Origin of the sequence: Clostridium paraputrificum (assembly GCF_900447045.1) — a bacterium.
GTDB classification, from domain to species: Bacteria; Bacillota; Clostridia; order Clostridiales; family Clostridiaceae; genus Clostridium; species Clostridium paraputrificum.
In genome coordinates this window covers 143,981-169,738 of the sequence record NZ_UAWH01000014.1, presented here as the reverse complement: position 1 = coordinate 169,738, position 25,758 = coordinate 143,981, and the positions used below count along the sequence as shown (strand labels likewise).

Sequence of the window (25,758 nt, the reverse complement as noted above, 5' to 3'; positions counted from 1 at the left end):
AAATAATAGTATTATTTTATATTATCTTACAGTTCTCACTTTTTTACAACATTTTATTGGCTTACACTATAGTTTGGTGCTTCTTTAGTTATATTAATATCATGAGGGTGACTTTCTCTTAACCCTGCAGATGTTTGAACTACAAAAGTTGCAGTTTCATATAATGTATCTAAATCTTTCGATCCTAGGTATCCCATACCTGATCTAATTCCACCAAGCAATTGATATATTGTATCTGCAACATATCCTTTATAAGCAATTCTACCTTCAACACCTTCAGGAACTAATTTTTTATTTCCTTCTTGGAAATATCTATCCTTTGAACCACAAGCCATAGCAGCTAATGATCCCATGCCTCTATATACTTTGTAGCTTCTTCCTTGATATATTTCTATATCCCCAGGAGCTTCTTCACATCCTGCAAATAATGATCCCATCATTGCTACCTTTGCTCCTGCAGATAAAGCCTTTACTATATCTCCAGAATACTTAATTCCACCATCTGCTATAACTGGAACTCCGTATTCTCTTGCAGCTTCAGCACAATCCATAACTGCTGTTAATTGAGGAACCCCAACCCCTGCAACAACTCTTGTTGTACAGATTGATCCAGGCCCAATACCAACCTTAACACAGTCTGCTCCTGCCTTTATTAAATCTACAGTTGCTTCTGCAGTTGCAACATTACCTGCTATTATTTGAAGTTCTGGATATTTAGCTTTTATCTTCTTAACAGCATCTAAAACACCCCTTGAATGACCATGAGCTGTATCTAAAGTTATAACATCAACCTTAACTTTTACTAAAGCATCAACTCTATCCATCATATCAGCCGTTACACCAACTGCTGCTCCACAAAGTAATCTACCTTGTCCATCTTTTGCAGCATTAGGATAAGATTTAGTTTTTTCTATATCTTTTATTGTAATAAGTCCTTTTAAATTTCCTTCCTTATCTACTAAAGGTAACTTTTCTATTTTATGTTTCTTTAAAATTTCTTTAGCTTCTTCTACAGTTGTATTTTCTGGTGCAGTAACTAAGTTTTCCTTAGTCATTACATCACCTATTTTTTTAGAATAATCTGTTTCAAAAGTAGTATCTCTATTAGTTAAGATACCTACTAACTTTCCTTCAACAGTTATTGGTACACCTGAAATTCTATATTGGCCCATTAATTCTTCTGCATCTGCTAAAGTATGTTCTGGTGAAAGATAAATGGGATCTGTTATTACTCCATTTTCTTGTCTCTTTACTCTATCAACTTCTTTAGCTTGCTCTGCTATTGTCATATTTTTATGTATAATTCCTATTCCACCTTCTCTAGCCATAGCTATTGCCATCTTAGATTCAGTAACTGTATCCATACCTGCACTAATTAGAGGAATGTTTAAAGCTATTTTCTTTGTTAAGTTTGTTTTTAATGTTACTTCCCTTGGTAAAATCTCTGATTTGTTAGGTACTAATAATACATCATCAAATGTATAAGCTTGTTTTAAAATTCTTGCCATAATATTGCCTCCCCATATCTTTGAATAATTATTTGCATTTCTAAATTTTCTTGCAAGTATAATTTCATTTTTTTACCTATTTTTGAGTACAAAAAAAGCACATTAACTTACCTAAGTGAAGTTAATATGCCTATAGTAATCTATACTAAGTTATATCAAATTCACCCATAGTCGGAAATTTACGGCTTCCGGTAGATACTCCCTGCCTTATTCAGGGGATATACGAGTTGTAAATGTGCTACTTATTAAATTAAACTTATTATAGATTATTTATTCTTTTCTGTCAATAAAATATGAAATTAAAATTGCAAAAAGAAAAAGTGTTAGCCAAACTAACACTTTATTTCTACTCATAATCTGATATTATCCCTGATAAGCTACCTCCAGCACCTGGACCGCCACCATAACTATAATTAGGTGCATAATACGAAATTCCATTTACAGTGTTGCTAGAAGCATCAGTATATCCATCCATTAACATTTCCAAATGCGCTCTATACAAAGGAGAAAATGTTATAGCTGGAGAATCTGGACTATTTTCATCATATGGTCTATAAGATATTTGCATATTAAAATTACCAACAGTTACACTTTTCGCCACTAAACTAGATCCTTTCATTTGGCAAGGTCCTGATAACACAAACTCCAAGTCTCCATTGCATAATATCATCACATTCTCTATATTAAATGCAGGTGTAACCACCTTAACTTTATCAGCATTAATTAGATACACATTAAAATTAGGAGTTGATAATGGAACTTTTCTTACAGGCTTACTAAAATCTGAACTCATGGACTCTAAATTATTTATTAAAGTATTACTATTTGAACAATTTATTTCTAATGTTCCATTATAATATGGTATTTTACTATTATCAAAAATAGGCAACTCAAATTGCTCATTTGTTTCTGAGCCTGCAGCTACACTGCCTGCCCCCACATTAGCTGTTGAATTAGAAGAATTAATTAAAGAAGGATCTAAATTAAGAGAACCTCCACCATTTACCTCTACATTTTCACCACATATTGAATACCTAAATATATCATTTGCATAAATATATTTTCTTATTTTTGCATTAACTGTCCTACTTTGCCCAGAAGTTGTTGTTGATGTACTTACAACTTGTAAATACTCATCTGATGCATTTATATGCTTTGTTAAATTCACATTAACTTCTCCAAACATTGCAGAATCATGTATTGTAAATGATGATGTTCCTAAATCCCCTAATGCATCATAATCACCACTATTTGCATTAGCCAATGCTCTTTCAATTCCAGCCTCTGCTTCATAGTATAAAGTTTGATATTTCTCTTCACCAGAATTTCCCTTCATTGTATTTACTACTGCTAAAGTAGAAACTCCAGATATAACCACAAATAAAAGGGAAAAAACTAGTACAGTTATTAATGCTGATCCTTTTTTAACTTTTCTCCTCATACTTCCCCTCCTAATTTCTTGGCATTACAGCTGACTTATATTCTGTAATTTCACCATGTAAATTTACAAATTCAATAGTTATAAAATATCTTTTATCCGTTGAATCAACACTTTTTTTTATCTCTATATCTTTAATTTTTTCAATTCCAGAAACATCTGATGTAAATGCAGCCCCTCCAAATTTCTTTCTTTCAACTCTATCTCCTACCTTAATATAATAATACAAATCTCCCTTTACCTTTAACGATAATAATTTTTCAAAGCTACCAGATGGCAAATTAAAATTAGAGCAAGTATCTATAATTCCATTAATTGTAATACTACTACTTCCTGTAAGATTTAAAGCTGTAGCATCTATTTCTTTACCAATTCTTAAATCTTCTTCTAATGTACTTATAATTAGTCTTGCTTCATCATTAAAAACTGATTGAGATTGTGTCATTGAAAATAATTTTCCAGATGTAATTGATATTCCAAGTACAATAGCCCCAAATATAACTGTTATTCCTATTACTGCTATAAGTTCAACTAATGTAAAACCTTTTTTCTTTTTCATATACTCTACCTCCTCATCTACCTAGGAGTTACATAGGTTTTTCTATTAATTAGGCTTGATTCACCTTTATTTGTATCCCAACACCAAGTCTCTATTTCATAGAATCCATCAGCATTCCAATTAATATATATTCCCATACTATACTCTGATGAACTTTGCTTACATAAATTAAAATCACTTGGATCAGAGACCCCATCTGGCTTGTTACTTGAATCATCATCTAACAAATGTTCTTTTACTAATGTTCTAACCTCATCTGCATTTGAAAAGCTACACTTATATTTTGTACCTACTGTTTTGGGCATATTGTTCAACGCAACTCTATCTTCCTTCAATGTTTCAAAAAATACTTTTGAAATATTATCTGTACTATATGTTGCACTATTTATTGAACTAATTTTAATAACAGATATTAACAGTCCAGTTATTGCAAGCATAATAATTACAAAAGCTGCTAAAGCCACTGCAATCTCTATTAAAGTAAATCCTTTTTTCTTTTTTACTTTCAAAACTACACCTCCATCTTTAATTAGAAGGTTTTATTAATTAAAATCATATTCTTCTGCTCCGCCTTCTCCAGAATCATAGAATGAAAACACTATAGAACACCCTTCACCACTATGATTAAAAGAGTTTAACTCTGCAATTCTGTCATAATTCTCTAACTTATCAATAAATGATAATACCTTGTTTATATCCCCTTTAACAGAATAAGTTATTTGAATCTTTCTCATTCCTTTTAAATTAGAAGACTCTTGTCCTTCTTCTACCCCGACTAATTGAATAACTGATGTTTTTTCAAAAGAGCCATTAGATGAGGAAAGGCCTGATTCTGTAACCATTTTTTCTACATCTCTAAAAACTTCTGGATATCTATCTGTTTTAGGTAGCGTTATAGTAGCTTCTTTATACTTAACCATCAAATCATCCAATGTTTTTTTTCTCTGCTCAATATCATAGTCAATACTTTGAACAGAAACTAACTGACTCTCTAAACTTTTAATTTCTTGTTTTAAATTTTTAGTTTTTTCTTCACCTGGAGATATTATGAATAAATAACAAAGAGCAAATATAGATAATACTCCTAACACATATAATATTATCTTTTCATTTTTTGTGGTAGCTCGTCCATTAGTTTTGCTTTTCATTTGCACTACCTCCCTTTGTCTTTACACTTACTGAAAACTTTATTTCACCTTCACCACTCCAACTATTAACATGAGAATCAGCAAATTTCTCATTTTCTCTAAGATTAGCCCACATCTTTTGTATAGCACTCTTATCACCTGAATTTCCATTAATTTCTACACTGGAAGATACTCCCCCTTTATAGTTAATATTTGTTATCTTTATTCCATCTATTTCTACTAATTTATATAACTCTTTTATTAACTCATCTGTATCTATATCCATAAGCAATTTCAATTGTTCTGCTTTAGTAATTTGTTGCTTTGTTGCTGCTATTTGTTGATCTAGTTCTTCTTTTTCCTTTAACTTTTTATTGCTTAAAGCTAACTCATTCTTTAACTCTTCCGCTTTCTTATTTAATAGATATTCTTTCCCTATTACATAACCAAAGCTTCCTCCAATAAATGCAACTATTAATAATAAAATTAATAATATTGTTTTACTTGATTTTACAGTACCTTTAGTATTGGAATTTACCTGAGGGACTAAATTTAATTCTCTACTCATACTAATCCCTCCTTAATAATAGCCCATAACACATAATATAGTCTTTTAACTTAATCTTCTTAGGTGCTTTTACGCTTGTCTTTAAATCAGAAAACATAGGCAGCTTAGCTGCCCTAGCACTTAAATTAACTTCAAAATATTGTTCAATCCCTTTAATTCTAGTAGCTGATCCCATTACATATATTCTATCTAAATTTTTCTTAACTTTGCCTGATGTATAGTACTGTATTAGACTATTATAGTCATTGGCCTCTTCCTTAAAGTATAATTCTATATCACTTTCTTCTCCTGGTTGTTTAGGCTCAATTAAATCTACAGTATCTAATATGGAATTATATTCAGTTAAATTAGTAAATTCCTTATCTACTGTACTTAATATTCCACTATCCTTGTACTTTTCAAGTATAAGCTTTCCCCATTCCAAAATTGTAATATTGGAATCATCTGAATCTATTCCAATTACTCCAATAGTTTTTATTCCTTTTGTTGTTGATTTTCTTAAATCTCCAAAAACTCTAGCTACTACATTTGCATATAGATCTATTGCCTTTACATTTAACCTTAATGTTTTTCCAAGTTCCATAAATGCATCAATCTTGTCTCTAGAGCAAGCTACTACAAGAACATCACATTTTCCTGTTCCATCATTCTTATTTTGATTTATAATTTGATAATCAAAATAATATTCATCTACTCTGTCTCCCATGAACTGCCTTAACTCAAAATCTACTGAATCTCTCATAGCTTCATCTTTTGCAAATGGAATGTTTAAATGTCTTGTAATAATATCCTCACCTCTTATAGCAAAAGCAACATCCCTAGTTTTTGCCTTTTTTATATGTGGCGCTATTGCTCCTGATATTAGGCTTACATCTAAAATTCTCCCATTATCAAATGAATTTCTAGGAGTTTCAATTATAGTACCATTAGATATTTTGTATCTTGTTCCAACTAAAATTGAAATAGTTTCTTTATTTATGTCTATCGCAATTAAGTCTTTTTCGAACATACCCCCACCTCACTTACCTTATAAAACTTAAATACCATTGTAAAATTTCACTTCCAAAAAGAAGTGTTATATATGATGAGAGAGCTATATAAGGCCCAAATGCCATGGTATCCTTTCCCCCTCTTCTTTTCCATATCATTAATACAAATGCAGCTATTCCTCCTAAGACTATTGAGGTGAATAAATTTAACATATTCATTTTAAATCCTAGAAACAATCCTACAACACCTATTATTTCTACATCCCCCCAGCCCATTGCTCCAAGCCAAGCAAAGATTGATATTATTAGGGCTGGAATTGCTATTCCTAAAATAATACTAATAAAGCTAATTTGCTTATTTATAAAGAACTCAATAATAGTAAAAAGTACTCCAATTATCCCTAAAGCGATAATTGTTGAATCATACACATCTTGAGTTTTAAAATCTATTATACCAACTACTATTAAAATACTTGTAAAAACCATATATTTTAATAATTCAATTGTAAATCCAAACTTTAAATATAAAAATACAAAAAGCAACCCTGTTGCTCCTTCAACTATTGGATATTGCTTTGAGACCTTTTCGCCACAATATCTGCATTTTCCTTTTAAAAGTAACCAACTAAATATAGGTACTAAATCTATTACCTTAAGATTATGGCCACAACTTCCACAGTGAGAAGGTGGATATGCTATTGATTCTTCTTTAGGTATTCTATATATACATACATTAAGGAAGCTCCCTATAATTATTCCAAACACAAACACCGTGATTTCTGCAATATAACTCATTTAATTCTCCTATTTCAGAATAGCCCCTTATACATTAAAGAGGCTATTCTAATAATTAAATATATACTAGTTTGCTATTGATGAAGGATCACCTGATGCAGTTGCAGCTTTTAGCGCTGTCATTGATACTCCTGTATCTAATCTATCATAATCCTCCGCTTCTAATGATGTGTAATCTTCCCAATTTATTGAAGTATCAGTTGGGCTATCATATTCATCTACAACATCTTGTACTGTAACATCATCAGCAGTATCAGCACCAAATACATCTGGATCTTTTGATATCATAGTTTCATATGCCATTCTAACATTTCTAGCTTGAGTTATAGTTTTTGCATCATTTGCATCATTCATATACCCAACTATTCTTGGAACTAATACTGCAGCTAAAATACCGATAATAGCAATAACTGCAATAAGTTCAATAAGTGTAAAACCTTTCTTTTTCTTTTTAGCTAATTCATTCATAAATTATACCTCCTAAAAATTAATTGTTATTTATATAAACTTTAAATTTATATACACTTTATTTACATTTTTTGAACCGCATCCATCATATTAAACATTGGAAGCATTACTGCAAGAATTATTACTAAAACAACTCCAGCAAGCGCTATAATTAATAACGGTTCAATCATTGTAATTAATTTATCTACTGCCGCTTCTGCTTCACCATCATAATATTCAGCCGTCTTCTTAAGCAAAGCATCTAAGGCTCCTGTTTCTTCACCAACAGTTATCATTTGAGTTAACATTAACGGGAATATATCTAAATCTTCTATAGTTTTTCCTATTAGATTTCCTCTTTTTATATCCTCTTTTGCATATTCCATCTTACTTTCAACATAAGAATTTTCTAATACATTAGTAGATATTTCTAAGCTTTTTAAAATAGACATTCCAGAATTATTTAAAATATAAAATGTATTTGCAAACCTACTAGCCATTATTTGTGCATTAATTGATCCAAACAATGGACCAGTTATTTTATTTTTATCTCTCCAAAGGATAAAGTTTTCATCCTTATCTAAAACTAACTTCTTAAAGGCTATAGCTGCTACTGCTATTAATAAAACTATATACCAATAAGCTGATACAAAATTACTTATCGCTAAAATTATTTTCGTTGGTAACGGCAACTCCCCTCCAGCTGCTGCTAAGTTATTTACAAACTGAGGAACAACAAATATAAGTAAAAAAATAACTATAAGTACAGCAAAAACTCCTACTACTTTCGGATATGCAGTTGCAGACTTTATCTTTCTTTGCTGCTTGTATAACTTATCATAATACTCAGATACCTCATACATTACTGTATCTAAATTACCTGATGCTTCACCTGCTGTTATCATATTTACCATAAAGTCTGGAATTCCATCCTCATACTTTAAAGCGTCTGACAAAGCTCTACCTCTTTTTATTTCTTCCTTTGTCCTTCTTAAAACATCTTGAAGAATCTTATTCTCAGTTTGCTCTATACAAAGTTCTACACATCTTAACATTGGCATACCTGATTGAAGAGTAAATGCAAACTGTCTACTAAATAAAGCTAAATCTTTCAATGTTATCTTCTTTAAGAAATTCAAATCAATATCTTTATTTAAAGCACTTTCTTCTTGTATATCAGTAATGTAATATCCTCTTTCTCTCAAGCTAGTTACAACTTCCTTGCTTGAATTAGCCTCCATACTCCCACTAATAGCATGATTGCTATCATTAACTGCACTATATCTAAATATAGCCACTAGAACTCCCCCTCTCCTTTATGAATACATCATTCTCTTACTACAGCTACTCTTAACAATTCATCCACTGTTGTAATTCCTTCATAAACATGTTCCATACATGCCATTGTTAGTGTTTTCATTCCATCTCTAATAGCAATATCTTTTAACACATCTGAATTCTTTCCTGCTGTAATTGCATCCCTAACATTTCTTTCAATAGGAAGTATTTCATAAATACCAATTCTTCCTTTATAGCCTGTCCCATTACAATGTGGACATCCTTCTCCCTTAGTTAAAATTATCTTTTCATCACTATCCCTACCAAGAATTCTTTTTTCATATTCTGAGGCATAGTACTTTTTAGCACACTTGGTGCAAACCTTTCTAACAAGTCTTTGTGCAATTATTCCTGTTACAGATGTTGATATTAAATATGGTTCAATTCCCATATCAACTAATCTAGCAACTGAGGATGGTGCATCATTTGTATGTAGTGTACTTAAAACTACGTGTCCTGTAATAGCTGCTCTAATGGCTATTTCTGCCGTTTCACCATCTCTAATTTCTCCAACCATTATGATATCAGGGTCTTGTCTTAATATTGATCTAAGACCTGATGCAAATGTTAATCCAGCTTTTGCATTAACATTTACTTGATTTATACCATCAACCATAAATTCAACTGGATCTTCTACTGTAATAATATTTTTATCTATAGTATTTAATTCATTTAAAACTGCATATAAGGTAGTTGATTTACCACTTCCTGTAGGTCCAGTTACTAGGATTATCCCAAAAGGATTTTGCAATATCTGTTCAAGTTTTTTCATGTCATCCTTTCTCATTCCTAGGCTTTCCTTATTCATAAGGCTAGAATCTTTAGAAAGAATTCTTATAACCACCTTCTCACCATTTACGGTTGGAAGGATAGAAACTCTCAAATCAACTGCTTTTCCATCTATATTGGTAAGAATTCTACCGTCTTGTGGAATTCTTTTTTCTGCAATATTTAAATTTGCTAATATTTTGATTCTTGTAATCAAAGTATTTTGTGACTCTTTAGGTATACTAAGCATATTTTGTAAGCTTCCATCTACTCTTGCTCTTACTCTAACTTCATTTTCAAATGGTTCTACGTGAACGTCACTCGCACCCATTCTGATAGAGTTTTGTATTATAGTATCTACTAATTTAACAACTGGAGCATTAGCCGTAGCTTTTTCAAGTTCTGAAACTTGCTTTTCTTCTTGCTTTTTCTTAGTATTCTCTTTTTCTTTTTGAACTAAATCTTGTGCTACTTTTTCTGCATATTGTTTCGTATAAAAGTTTTTAATAGCTTTTGATATAGAGTCTTTTTTTTCTAATACTTTTTTAACATTAAGTCCAGTTACTACCTTAACATCTTCTACAGCCATTAAATTAAAGGGGTCTGACATTGCAATATATATATCATTTCCTTCAATTTTTATAGGTAAAATATTATGTTTTCTAGCAATAGATTCTGATACTGATCTTATGGCATTTTCATCTATATCAATGTAATCTAAATTAACTTTTTTTATTCCCAATTGTAACTCAAGAACAGACAAGATATCGTTTTCACTAACTAGTCCTTCGTCAACTAATATTTCCCCAAGTCGTCTTCCGCTTAAAGCTTGTTTCTTTAAGGCCGACATTAAATCCGATTGATTTATCTTCCCTGCTTGTACTAAAATATCTCCTAACCTTTTCTTAGTCCTAATCATCTTCTCACCACTATTTCCTACTTTATATTAATTATACACTTTTATGGAATAAATTTAAATAATTTACACAGTTTTTTTGACGACATTTTCCACTAAATCCATTTACTTACTAGCTCTACTTTCTTCATATATCTCCTATGCTTTTTATATAAATTTAATTTTTTTAAAAAACTCTTAACATTTATGGTATTTTATTACTATACACGTAAAAAAGAGAGATAAGGACTTTTTTCCTTATCTCTCTAAAACTTCTTAGTACATTCCACCCATTGATGGGTCTGGAGCTATCGGAGCTTCCTTTTCAGGAAGATCTACAACTGCAGCTTCAGTTGTTAAGAATGTTGATGCTACAGATGCAGCATTTTGAAGCGCAGACCTTGTAACCTTAGTTGGATCAACTATACCGGTCTTTATCATGTTCACATATTGGTCATGTAAAGCATCATAACCTATACCAGCTTCACTATTCTTAACTTTTTCTATTATAACTGAACCTTCTACACCAGCATTCTTAGCTATTTGTCTCATTGGTTCCTCTAAAGATCTAACAATTATATTTATACCAACTTGAGTATCTGCAACATCAGACTTTAATTCATTTACCTTATTTATAACATTAACATAAGCTGTTCCACCACCTGGTACTATTCCTTCTTCAACAGCTGCTTTTGTAGCTGCTAAAGCATCTTCTATTCTAAGCTTTCTTTCCTTAAGCTCTGTTTCAGTTGCAGCACCAACTTTAATGACTGCCACACCACCAGCTAGTTTAGCCAATCTTTCTTGTAGCTTTTCTTTATCAAAGTCTGAAGTTGTTTCTTCTATTTGACTTCTTACTTGAGTGATTCTTTCTTTTATAGCATTAGAATCTCCCTTACCATTTACTATTACAGTGCTTTCTTTAGTAACCTTAACACTATCTGCTTTTCCTAACATATCTATAGTTGTTTCTTTTAAATCCATTCCTAATTCTTCAGAAATAACTCTACCACCTGTTAGTATAGCTATATCTTGAAGCATTTCTTTCCTTCTATCACCAAATCCAGGAGCTTTTACACCTACACAAGTAAATGTTCCTCTTAACTTATTAACTACTAATGTAGCCATTGCTTCTCCTTCAATATCTTCAGCAATAATTAATAGCTTCTTTCCTGATTGAACTATTTGTTCAAGTATTGGAAGTATTTCTTGTATGTTAGAAATCTTCTTATCTGTAATTAATATATATGGATTATCTAGGTTAGCTTCCATCTTTTCCATATCAGTTGACATATAAGCTGATACATATCCTCTATCAAATTGCATACCTTCTACTACATCTAATTCTGTTCCCATAGACTTAGATTCTTCAATAGTAATAACTCCTTCGTTACCTACTCTCTCCATGGCATCTGCAATTAACTTACCAATTTCCTCATCAGCAGCTGATATTGCAGCAACTCTTGATATATCTTCTTTACCTTCTACAGGCTTAGATATTGCTTGTATTTCTTCAACAGCTTTTTTAACTGCAATATTAATACCATTTCTTATTAACATTGGATTAGCTCCAGCTGTTACATTTTTCAAACCTTCTCTAACAATTGCTTGTGCTAAAAGTGTAGCTGTTGTAGTTCCATCCCCTGCTACATCATTAGTTTTTGTTGCAACTTCTTTTACAAGTTGAGCTCCCATATTTTCATATGGATCTTCTAATTCTATTTCTCTTGCAATTGAAACACCATCATTAGTTATAAGAGGTGCACCAAATTTCTTACCTAAAACTACGTTTCTTCCCTTAGGTCCTAAAGTTACCTTTACTGTATCTGCTAGCTTATCAACACCAACTTGCATTGATCTTCTTGCTTCTTCACCAAACATTAACATTTTAGCCATAATAAATCTCCTCCTATTCCACTACTGCTAATATATCTTCTTGTTTTAAAATAGTGTATTCTTCTCCATCAACTTTAACTTCTGTTCCTGCATATTTAGAATATAAAACTTTATCCCCAATCTTAACTTCCATTGCTACTCTATTTCCATCTACCATTGCTCCTGGACCTACAGCAACAACTTCAGCCTCTTGAGGTCTTTCTTTTGCACTACCTGTTAAAACAATTCCGCTTTTTGTTGTTTCCTCGGCTTCTAACTTTTTAATTACTACTCTGTCTCCAAGTGGTTTAATATTCATAACAATACCTCCTATAATCTCCTTATATATTTATAACCCTGTTTCTAACCCGACATAGTTAGAATCTATAGTTTTTGTAGGCCTATAAAAACTTATTTTTATCCTTTGTTAGCACTCACTTTAATAGAGTGCTAATACAATTATTATAATATCCTCCCTATCCATTTTATTCAAATATTATCTTCTATATTATTACCTTAAATAACCTAATTATAACTAACTAGGCTTAAATATTTTCTATTTGCTTAATTTTTCTAACTATTTCAAATAATTATTTATACATAAGAAAAAACTACAAGAATACTAATTATGATATTATTCTTGCAGTTTTTAGATACCTATCTTTCTAAATTAATTTCTTTATATTCTTTTAAAGATTTATTTGACAATACCGTCTTTTTAGTGGCTTGAATATTAGTCTTATTGAATACTCCTTTTGCTCTTAAAGATGGAACTATTGTACCTGCACCATTTATACATCCACCTTCACACATCATACCTTCAATAAAGTTACCACTTAATCTTCCAACCTTAGCCATATTCATAGTTTTCTTTATTTCTATTCCACCAGATACCTTAACTGGTTTAAATTCTACATCTACTCCTGCTTCTTTTATATAGTTTTCTATAGCTGCAGTTAATCCTCCAGCAGTTCCAAAACCTCTACCAAATATAGATGCATCATCTACAACTTCATTCTCACATTCTGCAGGATCTATATCAAATGCTTCAAATAATGCAATAAGCTCCTCAAATGTAAGTACATAGTCTACAGCTCCCTTAATACCATCTCTAACGGCTTCGCTCTTTTTAGCTGTACATGGACCTATAAATACCACCTTTGAATCGGGATCATTCTTTTTAATATATCTACCTGTAGCTACCATTGGCGAAACTGTACCTGATATCTTATCCTTTTGATCTGGGAACATCTTTTCAATATAATTTAAAAATCCTGGGCAACAAGAATTAGTCATATAATTCTCTCCCTTTTCCATTCTTTCAACAAATTCATTACTTTCATGAACAGTAACTCCATCAGCACCACATGCTGCTTCTACCATATCAATAAATCCTAGTTTCTTTATTGCATTTTTAATTTGTCCATATCCTATTTTTGCTCCAAACTGACCAGTTATAGCAGGAGCTACTACTGCATACATCTTTCTTCCCCTTGCTAATCTCTTTGCAACTGGTACAATTAAACTCTTATCAGAAATTGCACCAAAAGGACATGCTGACATACAAGCTCCACAGTTTACGCATTTTTCTTCTTTTATAATAGACCTTCTTGTTTCTGGATTAACATCCAAAGCTCCTGTTGGACAAACTTTTTTACAAGGTCTCATAACTTCTGAAATAGCATCATAAGGACATGCTTTTTTACACATACCACATTCTTTACATATCTCTTGATTTATATATGCTCGTCCAGCAATATAACTAATTGCATTAAAATTACATGCCTCTTGACATCTATGTGCAAGACAATTTCTACAAGAATCTGTTACACTATACTTATTTATAGGACACTTATCACAAGCTGCTTCGATAACATAGATAATTTGTTCATCAGGTCTAATGTCTATTAGCTCTAAATCCTCTGTATCCCCATTAGCTAGAAACCCTGATGCAAGCTTTGCTCTTTCTAAAACAATAGCCCTCTCTTTATAGACACAGCACCTATACATTGCTGTGTCACCTTTAATTACTTCATAGGGCACTTTTTCAATCGCCTCTTTAGTTAACTTATCATCCTTTGCTAATTTAGCTACAGCTGTTAGTACTTCATGCTTCAACTTATTTAGTTGCGTTTCAAATTGGAACATACAATCACCTCTTCATCCTTCTTTTATACCCTCATAGTTACTTTATTTGTAATTACTATTAAATTATAACATATATACTCATTGGTAAAAAAGGTGAAATATATTGTCGGAATTTTCTGATTTTATTTTGTTTGTATGTATATTTCATGTTATAATTGTTCTTGTCTAAATTCTATATTCATAGGTGATAATTATGATAGCAGTTTATAAATGTGAATTATGTAATAGAGAAGTATCTCAATTAACTGAGCATCATTTAGTTCCAAAAGAACGTGGTGGAAAAGATTTTCCTACAGCTAATTTATGTATTACTTGTCACAAACAAATTCATGCTTTATATACTAATCGTGAATTAGCCGCTAGACTTTTTACCCTTGATCGTTTAAGAAATGATGAAAAAATCAAACGTTACTTAAAATTTATATCCAAGCACTCAGGTGATACTCACATTACAATAAAAAAATCAAAAGCTGTTCGTTGCAAAAACTAAAACTCTATGTGATTAGATTCTCACATAGAGTTTTTTTATTCCTATTTGACTATTAATTTTTATAATATAAATAATAAGAATTTTTTTAATAAAAGAATTTATTTTAAAAATATAATTTATATTAATAATATTATTTTTATAAGAAATATAGTATAAGAGAAATCTTCTAGAGATTTCTCTTATACTACAAGTTCATTATTAACTTATCTATTCTTCTCCAACCTTTATCTTATTCTCTCTAGCATAATAGAATAAATACTGTTGAGCAAATCCAGCTAATTCACCAAATTTATCTCTAGCAAATATTCTTATTTTATTTAGAGAAGCATCTTCTGCACCATAGAAAAATATCATTGCTATCTTTACCCATACATCAACTGGAAAAGCTGAGTACTTTCTCATAGAGAACAGCATTATGCAATCTGCAACCTTTGATCCAACTCCCTTGAAGTTTTGTAGCGCTACATGACACTCATCTGTATTAAGTTTTGATATTCTCTCCAAATCAAAATCATAGCTATTTTCATTTACTTTAGCTATTGTATCAACTATATATTTACTTCTAAAAGACGCGCCTGTCTCCTTTATTTCCTCTTCTGTTGCATCTTTCAATTGTTCTGGAGTTGGAAATGTGTAATAAGTATTTCCTTTATACTCAATTGGCGTTCCCCACTTTTCAGAAATCTTCTTTATAGTTTTCATTATTGAAGGAATACTATTTCTTGCAGAAATTATAAAACTTATTAACAACTCAAAATGTTCTTGGTTTAAAAGTCTTATTCCATAGCCATATTCAACGCTTTTTCCTAATATCTCATCATGAGCTAGGCCAGCCTTAATTTCTGAATAGTCTCTTTTTAAATCAAAATAATCTAACCATATATTATTAAAATCCTCTTCATTAGTATTTAAAATAGTTACTTTATCATCTTCTTGAATAACTTCTATTACTCTTCCATGAGCTACACCTATATAATTTAACTCACCAACTTTTTCCCATCTAAAGCATTGGCCACACTCTAAAATTTGTTTTATATTAAAATTCTTTACTCCATCTAAAATTACTTTATCATTATCAATTACTATATTGTTAACATCCATATATTTCACCTATTTCTCTTATATTTCTTATAATATTCTTCCTCTTAATACAAAAATATTATTCATTATTATAATTTATATTATATATTGTTTAATAATTAATATCAAATAATCTTACTTTATATACGTTTAAGTAGTTTATTACAACTTTTTATTATGATTTACTTATATTCTAGAAACTAAAAGTAAAAAGGTAAGTTGGATATTTATATTCTTCTAGATGTCAAAAAAGAGCTACGTTATACGTAACTCTTCTTACTTCCAAATAATTTTATTGTTATAAAGGCGATTAAGCATGATACTATAGCGGCTAATAGTATTGATATTTTAGCTAAATCTAGAGCCTTATTCATACCTGCAAATGCTATCTCTGAAACAAATATTGACATTGTAAATCCAATTCCTGCAAGCATTCCAACTACTAATAATTCTTTCCACTTAACACCTTTCGGTTTTTCTACTACATTTAATTTTGATAATACTGAAGTAAATAATACTATTCCAACAGGTTTTCCTACAACCAACCCAATTATAATTCCTAATGATAGCGGAATTGTATCTATTGTTACAGAACTTAAATTTAGAACTATAGCAGTATTTGAAAATGCAAATAAAGGTAAAACAATTAAATTTGCATAGGGACTTAAGGAATGTTCAATCTTGGATAAAATACATTCTTCCTTCTCATCTCTTGCTATTGGAATAAGCATGGCTAAAAGAACTCCACTTATTGTTGCATGAACACCACTTTGATATACAAAATACCATAAAAATAATCCTAAAATTATATATGGTGAAACTTTTCTACACTTAAAAAACTTATTTAAAGTAAATAATAAAAACATTATTAATCCTGCAATTATTAAAGGCACCATTCTCACACTTGATGAATAAAACACCCCGATAACTATTATAGACATCAAATCATCTACAACTGCTAATGTTAATAAAAAAATCTTTAACGCTGGGTTTAAGCTCTTCTTAAAAATCATAAAAGCTCCAACTGCAAATGCAATATCCGTTGATATTGGTACACCAACACCACTAGAATAGCTTGTACCTTTATTTATTAAGTAAAATATTATTGCTGGAACCGTAACTCCACCTATTGCTCCTACTATAGGAAAAGATGCTTTTTTTATATTTGATAAATGTCCACTAACTATTTCTTTTTTTATTTCACAACCTACAACCAAGAAAAATATTGCCATTAAGAAATCATTAACAAATGCATGCATTGTTACACCTTTTACAACTTCAGTTTCAAAAAAGTGATGATATTCGTTAACTAAAGACGTATTTGCTATTACTAATGCACATAAAGTTGCTGCTAACAATAATGCACCTGGTAATAGTTCTGATTTAATAACATTTTGTACTGTATCTGCTAGCTTCCATCTCTTTTGTGTAAAATCCATATTTTTAACCTTCTTTACTGTTTTTTCTTAAGTACTTGAACTAGTATATTTAATTTTTATAAATAAGGCAATACCTAGCATTGATGGCTATTTAACAATGATATCTAACCATTTAACTCTTAATACAAACAATAAAACTTCTTAAAAAGTTTTATATACCACTTTAATGTTGATTATATAAACTTAATTGAGATTCAAGATTATTTGTTTATATTCTTTTAAATACTCCATATTTTTCTTTTTATGGATTCTGGTAAGAATATTTAACGTTTTTTCTATTTATATAAACTTTAACAACCACTTTTTTAATTCTAATTATTGATAATTTTCTTAATATTTAAAACCTACAAATTATTTCTATAGCAATTTTAATTATAAAATCCATATTTGTGTTATTTTTTTAACTATTTTCTAAAATATTTTTTTATTTTTTTAAATAAAAAACCCTAAATGTGATATATAATTAAAAATCCATCACATTTAGGGTTTATTTTACTTAAAGTTTTCTATTTATTTGATAAGTATTCATGAATTCCTGCTGCTGCTTTTTTACCTGCTCCCATTGCTAATATAACAGTAGCAGCTCCAGTTACAGCATCTCCACCTGCAAATACCCCTTCTCTTGAAGTTAATCCAGTATCTTCAGATGCTACTATACATTTTCTTTTATTTATTTCTAATCCTTTTGTAGTAGATGATATTAAAGGATTTGGCGAAGTTCCAAGAGACATTATTACTGTATCTACATCTAAAATAAATTCAGATTCCCTAATTTCTACTGGTCTTCTTCTTCCTGATTCATCAGGTTCTCCTAACTCCATCCTTACACATTTCATTCCACTTACCCAACCTTTTTCATCACATAATATTTCTGTTGGGTTAGTAAGTACATCGAAAATAACACCTTCTTCTTTAGCATGATGTACTTCTTCAACTCTTGCTGGTAGTTCTGCTTCACTTCTCCTATATACTACATGCACTTCAGCACCTAGTCTTAAGGCTGTTCTTGCTGCATCCATAGCAACATTTCCTCCGCCAACTACAGCAACTTTTTGTCCTGCTCTAATTGGAGTTGAGTATCCATCCTTATATGCTTTCATTAAATTATTTCTTGTTAAGAACTCATTAGCTGAAAATACACCATTTGAATTTTCGCCAGGTATACCCATAAACTTAGGTAATCCTGCACCTGAACCTATAAATACAGCTTCAAATCCCTCATCTTCAAATAATTCGTCTATTGTTATAGTCTTTCCTATAATAACATTAGTTTCAATCTTTACTCCTAATTTTTTAACATTGTCTATTTCTGTCTTAACTACAGTATCTTTAGGTAATCTAAATTCTGGTATTCCATACACTAAAACACCACCAGCTTCATGTAAAGCTTCAAATATTGTAACATCATATCCTAATTTAGCTAAATCACCTGCACATGTTAAACCTGCAGGACCGCTTCCTATAACAGCAACCTTCTTGCCATTCTTAGGTAATGTTTCAGATAAATCTACTTTATTCTCTCTAGACCAGTCTGCCACAAATCTTTCTAACTTACCTATTGCAACAGCTTCCCCCTTAATACCAAGAACGCATTGTCCCTCGCATTGGCTTTCTTGAGGACATACTCTTCCACAAACAGCAGGTAATGCTGATGATTCTGCTATAATCTTAGCTGCTTCTTTAAAGTCTCCTAATTTAACTTGTTCTATAAACCTTGGTATTTGAATACTTACTGGACACTTAGAAACACATCTTGGATTTTTACAGTTTAAACATCTTGATGCTTCCTCCATTGCTTCCTCTTTTGTATACCCTAAACAAACCTCTTTAAAGTTTGTAGCTCTTACCTTAGGAGCTTGTTCTGTAATTGGTACTCTCTTCATATTAGGCATATTACTCTTCACCTCCGCAATGTCCACAGCCACCATGATGGGTGTCTCCTTCAGCTAACTTTAAAGCTGATCTTCCTTCTTCAGTTTTGTACATGGATTGTCTTCTCATAGCTTCGTCAAAATCTATTAGATGTCCATCAAATTCTGGACCATCAACACATGCAAACTTAACTTCCCCTCCTACAGTAACTCTACATGCACCACACATTCCTGTACCATCTACCATAATTGGATTCATGCTTACTATTGTAGGAATATTTAATTCCTTTGTAAGTAAAGCAACAAACTTCATCATTATCATAGGTCCAATTGCTACTACCAAATCATATTTCTTTCCTTCATTATTAACTAAATCTTTTATTTTATCTGTTACTAATCCTTTAAATCCAGAAGATCCATCATCTGTAGCTATGTATAAGTTTCCAGCAACTTGTTCCATCTCTTCCTTTAAAATTACAATATCTTTATTTCTTGCCCCAACTATAACATCTGCTTTAATACCTCTTTCAGATAACCATTTAACCTGTGGGTATACAGGAGCTGTTCCAACTCCACCTGCAACAAATAGAATATTTTTCTTTTTTAATTCATCTAAATCTTCATGCACCATTTCTGACGCTTGTCCTAAAGGACCCACAAAATCCCTAAAGTATTCCCCAACTTCTAACTCTGCCATTTCTTTTGTAGATGCTCCTAATGTTTGAAAAACAATAGTTACTGTCCCCTTATTTGCATCGTAATCACAAATAGTTAATGGAATTCTTTCTCCCTTTTCATCTATCTTAACAATTACAAATTGTCCTGGATGAGCAGATTTAGCAACTCTTGGTGCTTCAACATCCATAAGATAAATATTTTCTGTCAATAATCTCTTGTTAGTGATTTTAAACACTTTCATCCCCCCATGCTTTTGCTTATTTGGTATTTTATAGTATATTATACAATAATACCTTCCACTTTATCAATAAATTAACAAAAGAGACTGTACCTAAAAATATATTTTGATACAATCTCTTAATTTCTAATGATTATTTATTCTTTTTATTTTTAGTTAATTTCATTGCTCCTAAAGCTGTGATTACAGTTAATCCAAGTGCTCCAAGTAAAGACACATCCCCTGTTTGTACTGGTGAACTTGGTTTATCAGTACTTGTACTGTTATCCTTATCTGTATTATCCGTATCTGGCTTTGTTGTTTCTTCTTCATCAGGAGTTTCATTCACAACTTTAATTCTAGCTTTTAAACTTTGTCCTACAGCATTGTTTGTGTTTACTTTTAATATTACTTTACCATCTTTTGAAGTTACATTTATATTATCATCAGTAGATACAACCTCTTTTAATTCTTCGTCTAATTCAACAACTATCTCTCCTTTATTCTCCATAGTTGGATCTGATACTGATATATCTAAAATTTCATTATCCTTTTGCATTATAACTGAAGCTTTTTTATTTACCTTAACCCCATTAACCTCAACTTCTTTATCATTCCAGAAGTTAGCTGCAAATATTCCTTTTTTGTTTTCCTTTACTGCTTGAACATCTTCGTTATTTGCAACAACTTCAATCTCTGAGTTCTTTGCATACTTTTCAGTATCTTCTTTGCTTATGTTTGGAAGTAATACATATTCATAAGTATCTGCTTCTGGATTTACTCCATGGTCTTTCCACATAGTAAAGAAGGTATTAGTAACTTTATTACCTGATTGTCCATTATTTATTTCTTTCCAACTTCCTGTTCTTGTATCTCTCTTAACATTTAATTCTGTTTTACTTGGGAAGTAATATCCAATGCTTGACTCATCATTTTCACCTTGTAAATAAGCCCACTTAGCATCTACTTTTGTATCTTGATCAATAGTATTTGTTATGTCTTGACCATTTACATAGATCTTATCATTTTCTTTATTTATTAATCTATTTTCAACAATAGTTTCAACACCACTATCCTTTGTGCTTGTAACTCCAGCTCCAAGTGCAACTATTTCACTATCAAACATAAAGTAAGATTTCTTAGCTTCTAGATCCATACCTAATTCTTTGCTTGGATCTTTTCTCTTATTATCTAAGTACATTCCACTTACACCATATTCACCAAGATTTGCTCCTCCTACCCATGATTGAGTTGAAGTTTGAGCTTGTCCGGGTCCATAACTAGTTCCTGTTACGTTTTCAAAAATATTCTTTGTATCAACAGTTGTTCCTGCTAATCTCTTAGAGTCTACTGTTGGCCAGAAGTCTTTTGAATATTGCTCAATATCTCCATTATATAAATATGTCATACCATCTGATGTGTGATATCCCTTTAAATTTTCTCCATTTAAAGACTCATAATTAGCAACTCTCTTCGAGTACATACTTAAACCAAATACATATCCAGGTCTTCTATGAACTACTCTATCCATATTAGGGAATATATAATTTCCAATTAGTTCCCCTCTAGCATCAACAGTATCATCTTTCATTAACGCCTTTGCTTGTACTGTAAATTGAAGATTTGTTGAAGTTCCTATAATATCTCTCTTATCATTTGATTCAATCCATTGTTTTATCATAGATTTATATCTATTTTTATACTCCTCTGGAGCTGACTCTGTATAGAACGCTAAGATTCTTCTCATTACTCCAAATCCATGTCCATAATCTCTTTCATTTGCTCTAGAAATAGCTCTTCCGCTTACCATATTCATCATTACACCTTTATAAATAAGTGGTTCAAATGAATCTAATATAACTTGATAAATTGTATTTAATTTTTCTTCATCAATTGCCCATGGGGTATCATTTAATACGTGAGCCATTTCACCTACTCCACCTATTAAAACTGCTCCATATGAACCTGCATAAGGAATATTTCCATGTTCAATCCATGATCCATCCTTATAATATCCATCAATTTTTTTGCCTTCTTCTTCAATTATTTCTTCTACATATTTAAATAATGGATCTAATTTGCTTATAGCAAACTTTATTCTATCTTCATTTTTTGAAAGTAATCCACTATATATTATTACCTTACACATATCTGATCTGTTAGCACCAACTGAATCATATCTTCCTTGAGTATGTTTAGTTGGATCTTTAACATATGTGTCCATAATATCAGTGTACTGTATTATTTCTAAGTCAGTAAATTCATTTCTTAATAAAATTAATATACTATTTAACTTTTGAGGTGCTCCAACTTCCCAATCCCACCAGTTATTATAGAATTTTTCACCATCATATCTATTTATTATTAACCATTCTAATCCATCTTTGATATCCTTTAATAGGTCTTTATTTCCTTTTAATTCTGAACCATTTATTACATACGCTACTGCCATATCATAAAGTCTATTGTATTGAGTCGTTACATGGGCTGAATTAGTTGTACTTGTAGTATCATCCCATAGTCCCTTTCTATCCCTTGACTTGTTCATTGCATTCCAATACTTCTTACCGTTTGCTACTTGTGTATTTATTGTATCCACAGTTTGTTTATCATTTAAATCTATAATAGAATTTGGAACCATAGTTTCAAAAATACTATCTAAAACTTTGTTATACTCCTTACTCTTATCTTCTCCTACTTTAACTGTGAATGAACCTAATTCCTTTCCACTTTCGCTTATAGCTTTAACTAAAGCACTACCTATAGCTTCTGCATATAATACTCCATCTTTAACCTTAACTATTTTTTCATCATTAGATACTAAAGAGAACTTTTCTTGTGAATGTGAAGGATATAATGTTCCCTTTGGTCTATATAGCGCTCCAATTCCCATATTAACTAAACTACTATTAAACTCAATTTTTTCAAGTTTAGCACTCTCACTACTTATATTTAAGCTATCAACAGCAAATTTTCCCTGTGCACCTTTACTAGTTGAGCTAACATTACCAAAAACAAATATTATTTTCATTTTAATAGCATCTCTCTTAGTAGTTCCTAGAGTTGCTTCATATTCTGTCCAATCATTTGTCCCACTTAATTTATGAACATCTTTTCTTTCAACAACAGCGTTCGAACTATTATAGTATTCTACTCTTATAGCTAATGGCTCTGCTGAAGTTATTCCTTCTGTTTTAATCTTAGCCTTCATTTTATATGATACATTAGGTGAAATATTCACATATGAATCTGGTTGAAAAAATCCAACTGAATTGTTACAAGTAACTTCTACATATTTTCCACCAACACTTTGTTCATATTCAATAACTCTTCCATAAGGAGTATTAGTCCCAGTAGCAGATGCCCCTGACCACTTTCTTAACTGCCAAGTACTTGGTCTTACTGAACCTTCCCACCATGTTTTAAAGTTAATATCAGTTTCAATTTTTGTTTCACTATAATTTTCATCTAATAATGTTAAACCTTCTCTCTCTTCACCTTTTAATACTTTACTTTCAACTCTTTGTTGTGTAAAAGCATTAGCTCTAATTAAATTTCCACTACTACCAACTACGACATTTGTGATACAAGCAACAGTAAGTGCCTTAACAATAATCATTTGAATTTTTTTCTTATTCATACTACTATTCACTCCTAACAATATTTCTGATATTTTATATAGCAAGTCGTATGCCAAACTTATTAACTCATCCCAAAGTATTGTATAAAGCCATTTTATTCCTTGTATTGTGGTACCAGTTTAGTAATATACATGCAACTTCTTATTACACTTATAAAAAAAGGTACAACAAACTTAATTTGCTGTACCTTTTTTAATGACACTGAAAACCTTTTTACTCAGAAACTTATGACTAACTATATATTTAAATATAACACTTACTATTTTATAATGAAGCTATTAATGATTTACAATAATCGGTAATACCTTCAGTCCCCCTATTCTTAAATACCTTATTTAAATCACTACCTATTCCAAAACAATCAGCACCTGCATCTAGCCATTCCTTAAAGTTCTCATCACTAACTCCACCAGTTGGCATTATATCTATATCTGTATATATTGATTTCGCAGCCTTTATAAATCCTTTTCCTACAACATTTCCCGGAAATACTTTAACAAATCTTACTCCCATTAAATATACTTTATTTAACTCTGACATTGTCATTACCCCAGGAATAACAGGAATGTTTAAATATTGCCCACCTTTAATTATTTCTTCATCTAAACAAGGGGATACAATAAAATCTGCATTTTTATCAACACACTCTATAAGTTGTTCCTTTGTTAATACTGTACCAGCTCCTACAAGTATCTTATTATTAATTTGCTTTAACTCATTAATTAGTTCTGCTCCATTTGGAACACTCATAGTAACCTCTATTACCTTTATTCCACCTTTAATAGCAGCTAGACTAATCTCCTTTGCTTCCTCATAAGTATTAGTTCTAATAACTGCAACTGCTTTATCCTCTTTTAGCAAACTATATATATCTTTACTCATACTAATTACCTCTCAATCTTTTTAGATTTACCTAAATGAACTAATACATCTTCATAATAAGGTAATCCTTCATTATCGCCTTCTACTCCGACAACAATTGACCCAACAGCATTAGCAAACTCTACGGATTCTTTTAATTCTTTCCCATTTAAAGTTGCTGTTAAAAATCCTGCAGCAAAACCATCCCCTGCACCAACAGTATCTATTAAGGCTCTTGGTTTGATTCCAGGTACATCATAAATATTCTTTCCATCCGATCCTGTAGCACCCTTTGCTCCCCTTTTTACAACAACAGTTTTTATACCATAATTGTTATGGAATTCTTTTATCCCCTTTTCAATATTACTATGTCCTAATAAAACTTCTACCTCTTCATCACCAACTAATAAGATATCTACGTTAGATAATATCTTATTTATAAATTCTCTCGCTTCCTCTTTAGTCCACATTTTTAATCTTATGTTAGGGTCAAAAGAAATTATCATATTATTTCTCTTTGCTATTTCTATTGCATCTAAAATAATAGCTCTATTATGTTCATTTATTGAAGGTAGAACACCTGTTATGTGTAACACCTTAGAATTCTTAAAATAGTCCTCATTTACATCATTCATGTTCAAAGTTTCTGTTGGGGAGTTGGATCTATAATAAAAGGATCTACTTGCTCCATCTGATAAAACCTCTCTAAAGTAAACAGAAGTATTATATCCATCTACTTGTTTAACTTCAGAAACATCAATACCTTCACCTCTTGCAGTTTTTAGTATATATTTCCCAAAATCATCATTTCCAAGTCTACTTATCCAACCTACCTTTAGTCCTAGTCTTGCACATCCTATTGCCACATTTAATTCAGCTCCACCAACTTTTCTTTCAAAAGTATTTGAAAACAAAATTGGTCCCTTCTTTTCTGGACACATAGCAATCATTGCATCACCAATGGTAATTACATCTAACAACTAACTCCCCCCTCTAATTCTGTTTAAGCCTTATCAAGAAATAAAC

Annotated in this window: 22 protein-coding genes and 1 riboswitch; of the genes, 1 reads left to right on the top strand and 21 read right to left on the bottom strand. The window is 31.0% G+C overall.

What is annotated here, in order from left to right:
- Window positions 1-53: 53 nt before the first annotated feature.
- The 14 genes from guaB to DR024_RS05765 all read right to left on the bottom strand — a co-directional run bounded on the left by guaB (window position 54) and on the right by DR024_RS05765 (window position 14,455).
- Window positions 54-1,508, bottom strand: coding sequence for an IMP dehydrogenase (guaB, locus tag DR024_RS05830; protein ID WP_049177445.1), 1,455 nt, complete (start codon window positions 1,506-1,508; stop codon window positions 54-56).
- A gap of 148 nt (window positions 1,509-1,656) precedes the next feature.
- Window positions 1,657-1,754: riboswitch (purine riboswitch) on the bottom strand.
- Window positions 1,755-1,854: 100 nt separating this feature from the next.
- Window positions 1,855-2,949, bottom strand: coding sequence for a hypothetical protein (locus DR024_RS05825; protein ID WP_049177444.1), 1,095 nt, complete (start codon window positions 2,947-2,949; stop codon window positions 1,855-1,857).
- 10 nt (window positions 2,950-2,959) lie between these two features.
- A complete protein-coding gene (locus DR024_RS05820) occupies window positions 2,960-3,505 on the bottom strand; it encodes a PilW family protein (RefSeq protein ID WP_049177443.1) in 546 nt (181 codons plus the stop codon).
- Between the two features lie 17 nt (window positions 3,506-3,522).
- Window positions 3,523-4,014, bottom strand: a complete 492-nt coding sequence (locus DR024_RS05815; RefSeq protein WP_049177442.1) for a PilW family protein — start codon at window positions 4,012-4,014, stop codon at window positions 3,523-3,525.
- A 33-nt stretch (window positions 4,015-4,047) separates the two neighbouring features.
- Entirely contained in the window at window positions 4,048-4,653 is a 606-nt protein-coding gene (gene pilO / locus DR024_RS05810; RefSeq protein WP_027098935.1) for a type 4a pilus biogenesis protein PilO, read from the bottom strand.
- On the bottom strand, window positions 4,637-5,200 hold the full coding sequence (locus DR024_RS05805) for a PilN domain-containing protein (RefSeq protein ID WP_049177440.1): 564 nt from the start codon (window positions 5,198-5,200) through the stop codon (window positions 4,637-4,639). The genes pilO and DR024_RS05805 overlap by 17 nt, the downstream gene beginning before the upstream one ends.
- A gap of 1 nt (window position 5,201) precedes the next feature.
- Window positions 5,202-6,209: a type IV pilus biogenesis protein PilM gene (pilM, locus tag DR024_RS05800; RefSeq protein ID WP_049177438.1), complete on the bottom strand. Its 1,008-nt coding sequence runs from the start codon at window positions 6,207-6,209 to the stop codon at window positions 5,202-5,204.
- Window positions 6,210-6,222: 13 nt separating this feature from the next.
- Window positions 6,223-6,984, bottom strand: a complete 762-nt coding sequence (locus tag DR024_RS05795; protein ID WP_111918322.1) for a prepilin peptidase — start codon at window positions 6,982-6,984, stop codon at window positions 6,223-6,225.
- Window positions 6,985-7,050: 66 nt separating this feature from the next.
- Complete coding sequence (locus tag DR024_RS05790) at window positions 7,051-7,452, bottom strand: type II secretion system protein (protein WP_053089707.1); 402 nt, start codon at window positions 7,450-7,452, stop codon at window positions 7,051-7,053.
- 62 nt (window positions 7,453-7,514) lie between these two features.
- Entirely contained in the window at window positions 7,515-8,729 is a 1,215-nt protein-coding gene (locus DR024_RS05785; RefSeq protein WP_111918320.1) for a type II secretion system F family protein, read from the bottom strand.
- Window positions 8,730-8,758: 29 nt separating this feature from the next.
- Window positions 8,759-10,456, bottom strand: a complete 1,698-nt coding sequence (locus tag DR024_RS05780) for a GspE/PulE family protein (RefSeq protein ID WP_111918318.1) — start codon at window positions 10,454-10,456, stop codon at window positions 8,759-8,761.
- Window positions 10,457-10,708: 252 nt separating this feature from the next.
- The gene (gene groL / locus DR024_RS05775) at window positions 10,709-12,328 is read right to left on the bottom strand and encodes a chaperonin GroEL (protein WP_027098929.1); all 1,620 of its coding nucleotides are present in this window, start codon (window positions 12,326-12,328) and stop codon (window positions 10,709-10,711) included.
- A 13-nt stretch (window positions 12,329-12,341) separates the two neighbouring features.
- Window positions 12,342-12,626 (bottom strand): co-chaperone GroES, encoded by a 285-nt coding sequence (gene groES / locus DR024_RS05770; protein ID WP_027098928.1) that lies wholly within the window; start codon window positions 12,624-12,626, stop codon window positions 12,342-12,344.
- Window positions 12,627-12,964: 338 nt separating this feature from the next.
- Window positions 12,965-14,455, bottom strand: a complete 1,491-nt coding sequence (locus DR024_RS05765) for a 4Fe-4S dicluster domain-containing protein (RefSeq protein WP_027098927.1) — start codon at window positions 14,453-14,455, stop codon at window positions 12,965-12,967.
- Between the two features lie 193 nt (window positions 14,456-14,648).
- Here DR024_RS05765 and DR024_RS05760 point away from each other — a divergent pair, with 193 nt between their 5' ends.
- Window positions 14,649-14,945, top strand: coding sequence for an HNH endonuclease (locus DR024_RS05760; protein ID WP_027098926.1), 297 nt, complete (start codon window positions 14,649-14,651; stop codon window positions 14,943-14,945).
- Between the two features lie 207 nt (window positions 14,946-15,152).
- On the opposite strand, the gene DR024_RS05755 is transcribed toward DR024_RS05760, so the two are convergent.
- The 7 genes from DR024_RS05755 to DR024_RS05725 all read right to left on the bottom strand — a co-directional run bounded on the left by DR024_RS05755 (window position 15,153) and on the right by DR024_RS05725 (window position 25,712).
- Window positions 15,153-16,046 carry a DNA-3-methyladenine glycosylase family protein gene (locus DR024_RS05755; protein WP_111918316.1) on the bottom strand — a complete coding sequence of 298 codons (894 nt, stop codon included), beginning with the start codon at window positions 16,044-16,046 and terminating at the stop codon, window positions 15,153-15,155.
- A gap of 239 nt (window positions 16,047-16,285) precedes the next feature.
- A complete protein-coding gene (nhaA, locus tag DR024_RS05750) occupies window positions 16,286-17,464 on the bottom strand; it encodes a Na+/H+ antiporter NhaA (RefSeq protein ID WP_027098924.1) in 1,179 nt (392 codons plus the stop codon).
- Window positions 17,465-17,970: 506 nt separating this feature from the next.
- The gene (gltA, locus tag DR024_RS05745) at window positions 17,971-19,356 is read right to left on the bottom strand and encodes an NADPH-dependent glutamate synthase (RefSeq protein ID WP_065254739.1); all 1,386 of its coding nucleotides are present in this window, start codon (window positions 19,354-19,356) and stop codon (window positions 17,971-17,973) included.
- 1 nt (window position 19,357) lies between these two features.
- Entirely contained in the window at window positions 19,358-20,248 is an 891-nt protein-coding gene (locus DR024_RS05740; RefSeq protein ID WP_027098922.1) for a sulfide/dihydroorotate dehydrogenase-like FAD/NAD-binding protein, read from the bottom strand.
- Between the two features lie 136 nt (window positions 20,249-20,384).
- Window positions 20,385-23,870 carry a polysaccharide lyase 8 family protein gene (locus tag DR024_RS05735; RefSeq protein ID WP_065254741.1) on the bottom strand — a complete coding sequence of 1,162 codons (3,486 nt, stop codon included), beginning with the start codon at window positions 23,868-23,870 and terminating at the stop codon, window positions 20,385-20,387.
- A 265-nt stretch (window positions 23,871-24,135) separates the two neighbouring features.
- The gene (locus tag DR024_RS05730) at window positions 24,136-24,753 is read right to left on the bottom strand and encodes a bifunctional 4-hydroxy-2-oxoglutarate aldolase/2-dehydro-3-deoxy-phosphogluconate aldolase (protein WP_065254742.1); all 618 of its coding nucleotides are present in this window, start codon (window positions 24,751-24,753) and stop codon (window positions 24,136-24,138) included.
- A 5-nt stretch (window positions 24,754-24,758) separates the two neighbouring features.
- On the bottom strand, window positions 24,759-25,712 hold the full coding sequence (locus DR024_RS05725) for a sugar kinase (RefSeq protein WP_111918314.1): 954 nt from the start codon (window positions 25,710-25,712) through the stop codon (window positions 24,759-24,761).
- Window positions 25,713-25,758: the final 46 nt, after the last annotated feature.